Genomic DNA, 12,547 nt, shown 5'->3' with positions numbered 1-12,547 from the left:
AAATCAATGCTGTAGAGCATTATTCAGGATATCAGGCAGCGTCTTTCTTCGCTGAAGAATCGCTTTTTTCCTGAGATAGCGGCTCCAGGTCAAAGTTGAACTCGTCAACCCGGACAGCCAGCTTACGCTTCTTATTGTAATCGTGAAGCATTTCAGCTTCCTGAGCCGTTACGACACCGCGCTCCTGTAACTTATTCAGTGCGTTTTCAAACGACAGGAACGGGATGACCGGTTCCTTACGCAGCGCCTTCTGTACTTTACCTAACAGATGGGCAACAGCGTGTTTCGCTTTAAACGCCTGCTCGTTGATGTCGTTACCGTCACCGGCAACAGGACGAACCAGGTGCGTCAGTTGTGCTTTGATGCTGTTATCCTGCATGGAAGCCAGAGCCAGTTCACAGGACAGCTTATCGCTGATCCCGCTGACTGAATTGGTATACGTACATGTCAGCAGGCGCATCAGACCACGGGTTGCTGTGTTCGGGAAGTTGCCGATGAAATCAACCAGTGCCTGTTCAGCCTGTTGCAGCGTCCACTCCATAGCGTACTCGAAGTAAGGCTGTGCCAGTTTACGGTCTTCTACACGTTGCTCATAGAAGCGGATGGCTGCCATGGCGCCGTACAGATAACTCATTACATCACCCAGACGGGCTGACAGCAATTCTGCCTTTTTCAGATCACCGCCCAGTACCGCCAGCGATAAATCGGCCATAGGAGCCAGTTTTGCTGACAATGCATTAAGACGCTTCTCGTACTTTGTCACTTCCGGCAGTGCAGACTCTGCACCGCGCAGGAAGGGCAGGTAGCTCTTACCTAAGCTGCGGAACGCATTTTTCACACTGAAACTGACCGTTTTCTTCAATACTTTATTAAATTCGCCGTCGGCAGAGTGGTCGTCACTGTGAATAAGATCCACCATCTCTTTCAGGTATGGATGGCAGCGCATTGCACCCTGGCCGAAGATCATCAGGTTACGGGTCAGAATGTTGGCACCTTCCACCGTAATGGCAATCGGTAATGAACTGTAGCCGCCGGATAAAGTATTTTGCGGTCCGCGCTGAATGGCTTTACCCGCCAGGATATCCATTGCCGAGTTCATTACGTCACGACCCAGCTCAGTCATATGGTATTTGGCAATCGCAGTCACTACTGACGGCTTCAGGCCTAAACCTAAACCTTCTGTCGTCAGAACACGCATAGACTCCAACAGGAACGTTTTACCGGCGATATCTGCCAGCTTGCCCTGAATACCTTCGAAGCGGCCAATTGGCAGTCCGAATTGTTCACGCACAAAGCTGTATTCTGCAGACGCTTTCAGTGCTGCCTGACCTGTTGCAACGCCCATGGCCGGTAATGAAATACCACGACCTGCACCTAAGCAGCTCACCAGCATTTGCCAGCCGCGGCCGATGTTTTTCTGACCGCCGATAATGAAATCCATAGGAATAAATACATCATTACCACGGGTCGTACCGTTGTAGAAACGTTGTCCCATAGGATCGTGACGGTTACCCAGTTCTACGCCGGGGTGAGATTTTGGCAGCAGGGCACAGGTAATACCCAGCTCAAGTTTTTCACCCAGCAGTTGATCAGGGTCGAAAACTTTAAATGCGAGGCCCAGTACGGTAGCGATTGGCGCAAGCGTGATATAACGCTTGTCCCAGCTGACTTTCAGACCAATAACTTCTTTACCTTCCCATTCACCCTTCGTGACGATAGCTGCATCAGGAATGCCACCGGCATCTGAACCGGCTTCAGGGCTGGTCAGTGCAAAACAGGGAATGTCATCACCCACTGCAAGGCGGGGCAGATAGTAGTCCTGCTGCTCTTTTGTACCATAGTGCATCAGCAGTTCGCCCGGACCTAACGAGTTAGGCACCATAACGGTTACGGCAATAGCACCACTTTTCGCAGCGATAGTTGCAACGATGGTTGAGTTGGCGTAAGGACTGAATTCCAGACCACCAAATTTCTTCGGAATGATCATTGAGAAGAAACGGTGTTTCTTCAGGAACGCTAAAATCTCATCCGGAATGTGCTTACCATTTGCCAGCTCGAAATCATCGATTAATCCCAGCAACTCCTGCACAGGGCCGTCAATAAATGCCTGTTCATCGGCACTTAATTTCGCCTGTGGAATGGCACGCAGGGCTTGCATGTCTGGTTTGCCCTGATAGATAGAGGCTTCTAACCAGATATCACCGGCGTCCAATGCTTCCTGCTCTGTCACAGAAATAGGTGGAAGAACTTTTTTCAGGCTTTTTCGAATACTCATATTACTCATCCGCTCATCTGACCAGTTGTATTCTTCTAATACTACATGACATTTTCCAAAGATCAAATGTTATGTAAGCAGTCTGTTAAATGAGATACCTGAGCCAGTACGCGGATTTATTTACCTGCTTGTTTTTCTGCTGTTTTTTTAAACATTAAATTTCTTTTTGGAAATCCTGCGTATAAGGGCAAATACTTACACTCTGTGCTTTTAGCAGATACACTGTGAAACAGAACAGATAAAAGGACATGACATTTTATGCAAACACTCCCGGCCTGGGCGCGGTGGTGCATGGAAAAACCGAAAACAGTCATAGCACTGTTTCTGCTGGCGTGCGTCATCACCGGTTTCGGAGCCGGTAATCTTTATTTTCGCGGAGACTATAAAGTTTTCTTTGAGCCTGATGATCCTCAGAAACTGGCTTATGAAGAAATGCAGAACGTTTTCAGCAAAAGCGAAAATGTTACCTTCCTCATTTTGCCGGACAGTGAAAACGTCTATCAGCCGGAAACCTTCGAACTTATTCATGCCCTCACAGAGGATGCCTGGCATATCCCCATGTCTAACCGGGTGGAATCACTGTCGAATTATCAGTATACCTTTGCCGATGAGGAAGGGCTGGTGGTGCAGGATCTTATTCGCAAAGGGCAAACGGATGAGGCCCATATCAGATGGGTGAGGGAAGTAATTGAACCCATCCAAAATTTACGCGGGCGGCTTATCTCCGACAACGAAGCGATGGCGGTGATCAATGTCACAATTCAGCTACCCGAAGGCGACCAGACTCCCAAGATAATGAAGATCGGGGCGTTCGCCAGAGAGTTAAAAGAGAAATATGAAACCGCCTACCCGGAGCACAAAATTTATCTGTCCGGGATTGTGACAATGAATGACGCATTCGCGCTGACAGCGCAGGATGATGCGTCTACCCTGATCCCGCTTATGTTTATCATCATTGCGGTGATGATCGCATTATTAACACGCTCAAAAGCAGCATCAGCAGTAGTGCTCGTGGTTGTTGGCGGCACGATTGTGATGACGATGGGGATTGCCGGCTGGTGGGGAATTTTTCTGAGCCCCTCTACGGTCAATGTGCCGACCATGGTCACAACGCTTGCTGTCGCTGATTGCCTACACATTATTGTGACTTACCGGCAAAAAATTCAGCAGGGTCTGGCAAAGGAACAGGCACTGGCTGAAAGTATTGTGCTAAACCTCAAGGCGGTTTTACTTACCAGCGGTACCACTGCAATTGGCTTTTTAATGCTGAACTTTGCGGAAGTACCTATTTTATCTCACCTTGGAAATTTAACCGCCGTCGGGGTTGTACTGGCCTGTATTTTGTCTTTGACCGTGCTGCCGGCTATGCTCACTTTACTGCCAGCCCCCCGCGTTAAAGAGCAAAATGGCGACGACACTCAGGTTAAAAAACTGGGTGGATGGGTTATCAGCAATCACCGCCGTATTCTGCCTTATTCGGTCATCATTCTCACTGTGTCGCTGCTGTTCTGCCTGAATAACCGCCTGAACGATGTGGCTGTGGAATACTTCGATTTATCATCACCGTTTCGTCAGTCCGTTGAAATCCAAAAGAAATATATGGGCGGCATGTCGAATATCGATTTTGCTGTTTATACCGGTGAGCCCTATGGCATCAATGACCCGGCGGTGATGAAAGAGGTGGATGCACTGGCCAAATGGTTGCGCTCGCAGCCGGAAGTCAAACATGTGCTGAGCTTTGCTGACATCATCAAGCGCCTCAACATGAATATGCATGATGATGATCCGGCATATTTCACCTTACCTGAATCTAAAGACCTCGCTGCACAGTACCTGTTACTGTACGAAATGTCCTTGCCATATGGTCTCGATCTGAATAACCAGATAGATATTGACAAGTCCGGTGTTCGCATTATTGCCGTGCTGGAAAACCTCGGAAGTGAGGAGTTCACCGAATTTGAGGCGCGGACCAAACGGTGGTTTGGTAAACTGGCACCAGAATTGCGTCTGGAAGCGGCCAGCCCTGCTTTGATGTTCGCGCACATCGGTGCCAGGAACATGGAAAGCATGGTGTGGGGTTCAGTGGCTGCGCTGGTGGTGATTTCACTGTTGATCACCCTTGCACTGCGGTCCTGGCGGCTGGGAATAGTCAGCCTGATGGCTAACTTAATGCCGGCTGGTGTGGGCTTTGGAATATGGGGCATGATGTCCGGCGAAATCAATATGGCGCTGTCAGTAGAACTGAGTATGACCATGGGGATTATCGTCGACGACTCTGTGCATTTCCTGCTGAAATACCAGGCTGCAAGAAAAGATAATATGAACGTGCGGGATTCCGTGGAATATGCATTCCGTACCGTAGGCCGGGCCATGATCACCACAACCGTGGTGCTGGCTGCCGGCTTTGGTGTACTGCTGTTGTCTGATTTCCGCCTGAACTCAGACATGGGGTTAATGACAAACATTATCTTCATTGCAGCATTATTTATTGATTTACTCTTCCTGCCCTCATTCCTGATGTGGCTGGATAAAGATAAAAACAAAACAACGAGGGAAGCTACATGAGACAATTACGCAAGCTCTCTTTAGCGTCACTGGCACTGAGTGTGGCGCTGACGACTCCGGTTATTGCAGATGAAGCTTCTGAGAAAGAAGGCCTTCGTATTGCGACAGCGAGAAAAGATGTTAACCGTGGCTGGGAAAATACAGTTGCCAGTATTACCATGACCCTGCGCAATGCTCAGGGGCAGGAAGCCCAGCGGGAAATGCGGGTGAAAACGCTGGAAGTGCCTACTGATGGTGATAAAGCGCTGACAATATTTGATTCACCGCGGGATTTAAGCGGCACCGCATTTTTAAGCTTCAGTCATGTTGATGCACCGGACGAACAGTGGATTTTTCTGCCGGCTGTAAAGCGTGTTCGCCGGATTTCTACCAGCAACAAATCCGGTCCGTTTCTGGGCAGCGAATATGCCTTTGAAGACATGACGTCCTTTGAAATCCCTAAGTTCTCTTACGACTTACTCCGTGAAGACAAGTATCAGGGGGACGATGTCTACGTACTCGAACAGACCCCTATGGACGAATATTCGGGCTATTCGAAACAAATTTTATGGATTGATAAAGAACATTACCGGCCCCGTAAGGTTGAGTTTTTCGACCGCAAGGGTGAAGCGCTTAAAGTACTCGAATTTGAAGATTACAAACTATTTGAGGGGGAGTTCTGGCGACCTCTGCGTAGTTTTATGTACAATCTGCAAACACAAAAATCTACCGAACTGGTTACACACAAACTGGAATTTGGCACAGAATTAGAGGAATCGGACTTTGACAGTAACAGTTTACGCCGGGCGCGCTAACCCCGTCAGACGTTTGTCACTTGTTGCCGCCGCACTGGGATTTTCTGCCGGTGCAATGGCTGACATGTCAGATATTGACATTAGTGGCTCAGCCGGTGTGGAAACCCGCTACTTTCTTCAGGATGCAGCGTATCCCGGGCAACCCCGCTCTCAGGCTTCCGTGTTTTTAGAACCTGAAATGTACACGGAATGGAACGACGGCATCGACAGTATACTGTTCAAGCCTTTTGCCCGTCTGGACCAGGAAGATGAGCAGCGCACACACTTTGATTTACGTGAATTAATGTGGATGCACGCAGCTGATAACTGGGAAACCCGTGTCGGCGTAAGCAAGGTATTCTGGGGACAAACGGAATCCATTCACCTGGTCGACATTATCAATCAGACCGACATGGTAGAAAACATCGACGGCGAAGATAAGCTTGGTCAGCCGATGATCAACCTTAACGTGTTCGGTGACTGGGGAACATTGTCCGGTTTTGTGCTGCCATATTTTCGTGAACGTACCTTCCCGGGTGAAGACGGCCGCTTACGTCCGCCTGTTGAAATTCGTGAAAATTCGGCATTGTATGAATCAGATGATGAACAGAACCATGTGGATTTTGCACTGAGATGGCAACGTTCTCTGGGGGATTGGGAAATTGGTCTGTCTTATTTCGACGGTACAACCCGTGAACCTGAGTTGCTGCAGGCAACCGATGAAAACAGCACACCGTTTATTCAGCCTTACTATGCGCAAATTGAACAATATGGCGTGGATTTACTGAAAGTGCAGGGCGCCTGGTTACTTAAGTTTGAAGGTATTTACCGCGCAGGGCAAAGTGAAGATTTTGCCGCAGCCGTGGCAGGCTTTGAGCGCACTTCGGTGGGCGTTTTCGGTACCTCCTATGATCTTGGTGTGCTGATGGAATATCAGTACGACGAGCGTGAAGATAATTTCTTCGCCACCGGTCAGAACGACCTGATGCTGGGACTACGCTGGGTGTGGAATGATATCGACGGTACAGAAATCTTATCCGGCTTCATTCAGGATCTGGACGAAAGCGATACTTACAGTGCTTTTGTTGAAGCTTCAAGCCGAATGACTGACAACTGGCGCTGGAAGATGGACGCTTACTTCTTCTCTTCCGATCAAACCGACGACACGTTTTACTACATGCGCCGTGACGACCACGTGCAGGTAGCGCTGGAATATTATTTCTAAGGAAAGGAATTGCAGAGTATGAAAAAAGGAATAGTCACCGCCTTGCTGTTACCGGTGTTAAGTCTTGCAGGACTTAGTTTCAACGCGCAGGCCACCGAAAGAATGTACGGTCTGGCGACGGTGGGTTATACCGATGCAGAATTTGGCGACACTGAAAATAAAGGCGTGGCGTACAGTCTTGCGCTGGGTCACCAGTTCAGCAGTAAATGGTATGTAGAAGCCGGCTACCAGAATTTACTGGATGAAGAAGGCGATACCGATGCGCTGAAAGCCCAGGGCCTTTATCTGGCTGTGCTGGGTAAAGCTGGCGGGCGTACCGGCGAGTTATACTACAAACTGGGCGTCATGAATGTTGACGTTCAGGGTTTGCAAAGCATTGAAACAGGCAGTTGCCAGGTCAGCGATATTGATTCAATCCCTGAAGGCTTTTGTGCTTACGACGATGGCATTATTGCTGGCATGGCCGGACTGGGTTTTGACTATCACGTCGGTCTGAACAGCATGCTGCGAATGGAAGCATTATACGTTCGTGGACAGGACGATTTCGCTGCCACCGTGCTGAACCTCGGTTTTCGCTACAACTTTAATTAGTCCTTTCGCTGTACGTAAAAGTAATCCATCGGCGGCTGTTACCGTATGAATAGTATGACAGTTGCTGATGGAGTATCTCCCCGATGAAAAATGAACTGGAAAGTAAATTTCTGCTTCAGGTGTTCGATAAAATTCGCCAGAGCGGCGAGAAGAATGACGATAAATATTTGCTTAACGGCATTGTGGCGTTCACTGACCATGATGGTTATACCTTGTTCATTGAAGATGCTAAGGTGAAGTTGCAGTTCGGCTTTCACAATCAGTACCGTTTTGATTATCCGTCTCAGGATGCTTACGAGCAGTTTGAGAAAAAACTGAAAGAAATCGATAAGCAGTATTAGCCTGCTCTGGCCGTTTAAGCAGACTCATCGGAGTTTTCCTGCTTTCTTTCGCCTGCCGGTATGCTGGCAGGCGACAAATGAGTACAATAAGCAGCAAATAATTATCCGGATGGTTTGTTTTTGTCTGCTGCTATAAAACCCCCTGTTTTCAAATTTTCCTATCTCGGCCCTAAATATTGGGGCGTCTGGCTGGGTGCCAGCTTGCTTTATCTCTTGTTGTGGCTTCCGTTTCCTGTGATCCGCTTGCTTGGTGCGGGAACAGGAAAACTAATCGCCCGGCTGTTACCAAAGCGGGTAAATGTAGCCAGACGGAACCTGGCGCTTATGTATCCAGAATTGTCAGCCGGTGAGCAATCAAGGTTGCTGGAAGAAAATATCCGTTGTACTGGCATGGCGCTGTTCGAAACCGGCATGGGCTGGTGGTGGCCGGCGTGGCGGATTAAGAAACACTTTACCGTTGAAGGTTACGAGCATGTCGAAGCGGCGCTGGCTCAGGGCAGGGGCGTATTTGGTATGGCGCTTCACAACATGAACCTGGAGTTTGCCTGTCGTGGATTGGGATATACCCATCCTGCCATTGCGTTTTACCGTAAGCATGATAACCCGCTGATGGATTATCTTCAGTATCATGGCCGTGCACGCTCAAATAAATATATGATCCACAAACGTAATGCTAAAGCCCTGCTCGCAGCAATGGCTGAAAAAGAGCTGTGTTTGTACCTTCCTGATCAGGATTACGGCCGGGCGCAAAGTATTTTTGTACCCTTTGGCGGAGTGAAAGATACGGCAACCACCACGGCAACCCTGATGTTCGTCAGAAGAACTGACAGTGTGCCGCTGATCATTACTTCACAGTACACGCGGGATGGTTATAAAGTGAAATTTTACCCGCCTCTGGAAGCATTGCGTGAACTGGAAGATGTGCCTGCTTTAACGTTGCTGAATCAGCACATTGAAAAAATTATCGCTGAACAGCCTGAAAGCTATTTGTGGGCGCACAAGCGATTTAAAACCCGTCCTGATCCGGATGCTCCGTCGCTTTACGACTGATGGCTAGTTAGTTGTTTAGTATGATTTTTTCCTCACAAAGTAGCCGTGAAGTCCATTTTCTGTCTATACTGAAACGGGAAAAACATGCGCTGTCCGGATGTATTGTATGGCCACTAAACAAAGACAATCAGATGCTGCCTTCTGGGCAAAACACATTGGCGTGGCGCTTGCCACGCTGGTGGTTGCCGGTATTGTGGTTATGCTTTACGAGCAAAACAAATCATCAGCTCCGCAAAAACCTGAAGAGGAAAAGTCCATTTCACAGGGGCTCAGTGAGTTTTACCGTGAATACCGGATGTCGGCCAGCGATCCTATTGAAGATCAGGAAAGCGACTTTGTGGTGGAACTGAACAACGAGGGCGGCAGCCTGGACAGTCAGTTGTCCGGTATGTCCAGCGAACTGAAACCGGCTAATAACCGCTGGGTCGGTGAACACAAGAACCGGAGCTTTAAGCCCGGCAATACCTTGCGTGAAGCCATTACACGGTATGCCCAGCAGGAAGGGATGCAGGTTATCTGGGATCTGGACCAGGACTTTGTCATCAAGTATCACTTTCAGATTGATAACACCATCGTCGGTTCATTATCGGACATTGCCAGTGCCATTGATTCAAACTTTGAAAGCGGAGTAGGCACGTATGTGTGCCCGCAACAACGCTCTCTGGTGGTAACCGATGAAGTGACGCCCTTTCTGAAGAAAAACTGCAACGTTGTAAACTAATATGTCAGTTCAGAGCCGGAGATGCCCCGGGCCTGCAAAGGTCGCCGGCAGAAAGCTTCAGGCAAAGACTTCCTGCCAGATTTTCTGTACAGCGGCTCTGATATCACTTAAATCCTCTTTTCCTGCATACCTGTGGTCAGCCAGCGTTAACTGGTGATATCTGTCACGCAAATCCAGATAGGCTTCCTGTAGCTGACTGGCAGTATCCTCAGTGATTAATCCCGCTTTGCCAGTTTGTTCAATGATGCGAAGATTATCAGGAAAATCCATCAGGCCCGGGTGCTGTGAGGCATAGCCCAGTACCCAGAACTGGGCCATAAACTCAATATCTGTGATCCCGCCGCTGCATTGTTTAAGGTCGAGTCCTTCCGCATTATCTTTAAGCAGGTGCTCCCGCATTTTTACCCGCATCTCAGTGACGTCTTTTGCCAGAGCGCCTGTGTCTCTGGATTTGGCGAGAATTGTTCTGCGGATATCTTCGAAAGACTCAATCACCGCCGCATCGCCGGTAATGGCTCTGGCTCTTACCAGTGCCTGATGTTCCCAGGTCCAGGCGTCCTCCTGCTGATATTTCCTGAATCCGTTAAGATGGCAGCTTAACAGGCCTGCATTGCCTGAAGGCCGTAGTCGCAGATCGGTTTCATAAAGCTGTCCGGAAAGAGTTTTCGTGTTCAGCAGGTGCATGATGCGTTGAGCCAGCTTGATATAGAACTGAGTGGCATCCAGCGTTCTCTTGCCGGTAGTGCGGCTGTCCTGCGGGGCGTTATGTAAAAACACTAAATCAAGATCGGAGCCGTAGCCCAGTTCAAACCCGCCAAGCTTGCCGTAGCCCACAATAGCAAAACCGGTTTCTCCTTCCTGCAGGTGAGACGGCGGGCCGTAACGCTCTGTGGTGTGCTGCCAGGCGCTGTTAAGAACACTCTCCAGTACGACTTCTGCCAGAGCCGTTAACTTGTCACTGACACTGGCCACCGGCAGAGATCCGCTGATATCACTGGCGGCAATGCGCAACTGCTGACAAAGCTTAAACTGACGCCATGTATCCATCAGCAGCTCTACGTCTTCAGGTTCAACACGCAGCAGGCTCTGGCGCAATTCGTCACGGTAAGCATCCAGGCTTTGCCGGTATCCGGTTTTTTGCTGTTGCAGATAAAGTGGCGTCAGCAGTTCGTCCAGCAGAAGAGGGAATCGTTGAATTTGTTCAGCAATCCAGTTACTGCGGTCACACAGTTTCATTAACTGGCGCAGTACATCGGGGTTCTCCAGCAACAAATCCAGGTAAGTGGTACGCCCGGTAATCGCACTGATCACATTCAGCACCCGCTGTAGCACGGTTATCATTTTTTCCGGCGCTTCTTCCGACAGAACATACAAAACTTCCGGCATCAGTTTGTTCAGCGTATCCCTGCCACGCTGTCCCAGCCGGGTATGAGTCAGTTTTTCTTTAAAATTGCTGAGGATTGAAAAAATAGTGCGGCCGTCTTCTCCGTCAAACCGTGGTGTGGTCAGGGCACAAAATTCGTCTTCTGTCAGTTCAAGATCCCATGCGTCCCTGCAGCGCAGAAACACAGAGTCATCTGCGTCATGATTGTCTTCACTGCTGTCGATAAGCTCGCGGAAACGGATATGAACGCCATGACACACCTTTTCCAGTTCCTGAAGAAAATCATCGTATGAGGGGAAACCGGTCACTTCTGCAAGTACTGTCCGGCGAAATTCATCAGCCGGAAGGAGCTGAGTTTGCTCATCATTAATTTGCTGCAGTGTATGTTCGGTTTTCCGCAGGAAAAGATAATGTCTGTACAGGGTTTCTATGTCATCTTTTCCGGCCAGTGCTAATGCGGCGATAGCGGAGAGTGTTTCGTGTAACCCTTTAACCTGCAGGTCCGGCTCGCGGCCTCCGTGAATCAGCTGGAAGCTCTGGGCAAAGAATTCAATTTCCCTGATACCGCCGGCTCCCAGTTTTATGTTGCCGGTAAGTTGTCTGCGGCGCTGTTCGCTGGCAATCAACCCCTTCATTTCCCGCAGTGACTCTATTGTCGTGAAATCCAGATACCGGCGGTAAGTAAAGGGTTTAAGAATACTTTCAACCTCAGTGCGATAGGGAGAAGGGGGATTCAGTACGCGGGCCTTAATCATGGCGAAGCGTTCCCAGTGCCGTCCCTGCTCCTGATAGTAATCTTCAAACGCGGCCATGTGCATGACCAGCGGGCCGCTGTCACCGAATGGTCTGAGGCGCATGTCTACACGGAAAACCTGACCGTCCGGCGTGATTTTATTCAGTACATTAATGAGTTTCTGAGCAAGCTTAATGAAAAATTGCTGATGCTCCATGGATCTCCGGCCGCCTGAGGTTTCGCCTTTTTCCGGATAAACGAAGATTAAATCGATATCTGACGAAAAATTCAGTTCTCTGCCACCGAGTTTTCCCATACCTAAAATCAGCATGGGCTGCGGGCCTTCGCTCCCTTCAGGTGTGCCGAAACTACTACAATGACTGCTGTAAAGCGCGTCATATGTACAAAGGATCAACGCGTCCGCCAGCGCGGATACCTGTTGTAAGGATGTTTCTATGGATTGCCGGTTCAGCAAATCCCGCCAGGCGATTCTGGCCATGTATTGATTACGGAAACGGCGTAAAACCCGCATCATTCCGGCTTCATCAAGATCGTTTAACAGTGGCTTCAGGCTGTCACTGAAAGCTTCAGCGGTTACCGCAACCGGAGCGTCTGACAGGCAAAATTCAAGGTTTTCCATATCTTGCATACACTGACGAAAGATAAACTCACTGCAGCCCGTTGCCGCTATGACCTCTGCCTGATGTAACTGAATTTGCTCACTCAGAGAATGCCGTTCATTCAGAGCCTGCCAGCAAGCTGTTCCCTTTTCAGTGATAATCCTGTTTTTTACTTCCTTCGTAGGCATAATACATGTTGTCGTCAGAGTGAATGTGCACCGAGTCTGGCACAAGATGCACAGGGTCTCCAGTTCTGTTTAACGTTGAAT

At 49.1% G+C, this 12,547-nt stretch carries 9 protein-coding genes; 7 read left to right on the top strand and 2 right to left on the bottom strand.

The window, feature by feature from the left end; all coding sequences use genetic code 11:
- Positions 1-31: 31 nt before the first annotated feature.
- Complete coding sequence (locus DS731_RS14875; protein WP_119502073.1) at positions 32-2,275, bottom strand: acyl-CoA dehydrogenase; 2,244 nt, start codon at positions 2,273-2,275, stop codon at positions 32-34.
- 291 nt (positions 2,276-2,566) lie between these two features.
- On the opposite strand from DS731_RS14875, the gene DS731_RS14870 reads away from it, so the two are divergent.
- The 7 genes from DS731_RS14870 (at position 2,567) to DS731_RS14840 (ending at position 9,541) form a co-directional block, all read left to right on the top strand.
- Positions 2,567-4,840: an efflux RND transporter permease subunit gene (locus DS731_RS14870; RefSeq protein ID WP_232373380.1), complete on the top strand. Its 2,274-nt coding sequence runs from the start codon at positions 2,567-2,569 to the stop codon at positions 4,838-4,840.
- On the top strand, positions 4,837-5,634 hold the full coding sequence (locus DS731_RS14865) for an outer membrane lipoprotein-sorting protein (RefSeq protein WP_119502071.1): 798 nt from the start codon (positions 4,837-4,839) through the stop codon (positions 5,632-5,634). Before DS731_RS14870 ends, DS731_RS14865 begins: the two co-directional genes overlap by 4 nt.
- Positions 5,603-6,838: a hypothetical protein gene (locus DS731_RS14860; RefSeq protein WP_232373379.1), complete on the top strand. Its 1,236-nt coding sequence runs from the start codon at positions 5,603-5,605 to the stop codon at positions 6,836-6,838. Before DS731_RS14865 ends, DS731_RS14860 begins: the two co-directional genes overlap by 32 nt.
- 18 nt (positions 6,839-6,856) lie before the next feature.
- Positions 6,857-7,429: an outer membrane beta-barrel protein gene (locus tag DS731_RS14855; RefSeq protein ID WP_119502070.1), complete on the top strand. Its 573-nt coding sequence runs from the start codon at positions 6,857-6,859 to the stop codon at positions 7,427-7,429.
- 83 nt (positions 7,430-7,512) lie between these two features.
- On the top strand, positions 7,513-7,770 hold the full coding sequence (locus DS731_RS14850) for a DUF3081 domain-containing protein (RefSeq protein WP_119502069.1): 258 nt from the start codon (positions 7,513-7,515) through the stop codon (positions 7,768-7,770).
- 120 nt (positions 7,771-7,890) lie between these two features.
- Positions 7,891-8,820: an LpxL/LpxP family Kdo(2)-lipid IV(A) lauroyl/palmitoleoyl acyltransferase gene (gene lpxL / locus DS731_RS14845; RefSeq protein ID WP_119502068.1), complete on the top strand. Its 930-nt coding sequence runs from the start codon at positions 7,891-7,893 to the stop codon at positions 8,818-8,820.
- Between the two features lie 106 nt (positions 8,821-8,926).
- Positions 8,927-9,541 (top strand): TcpQ domain-containing protein, encoded by a 615-nt coding sequence (locus DS731_RS14840; RefSeq protein WP_119502067.1) that lies wholly within the window; start codon positions 8,927-8,929, stop codon positions 9,539-9,541.
- A 57-nt stretch (positions 9,542-9,598) separates the two neighbouring features.
- On the opposite strand, the gene glnE is transcribed toward DS731_RS14840, so the two are convergent.
- Positions 9,599-12,466: a bifunctional [glutamate--ammonia ligase]-adenylyl-L-tyrosine phosphorylase/[glutamate--ammonia-ligase] adenylyltransferase gene (gene glnE / locus DS731_RS14835; RefSeq protein ID WP_119502066.1), complete on the bottom strand. Its 2,868-nt coding sequence runs from the start codon at positions 12,464-12,466 to the stop codon at positions 9,599-9,601.
- Between the last annotated feature and the right edge of the window lie 81 nt (positions 12,467-12,547).

The sequence above is a fragment of the Alteromonas sp. RKMC-009 genome (assembly GCF_003584565.2).
GTDB lineage: Bacteria > Pseudomonadota > Gammaproteobacteria > Enterobacterales > Alteromonadaceae > Alteromonas.
This window is presented reverse-complemented; position numbering and strand designations above follow the sequence as displayed.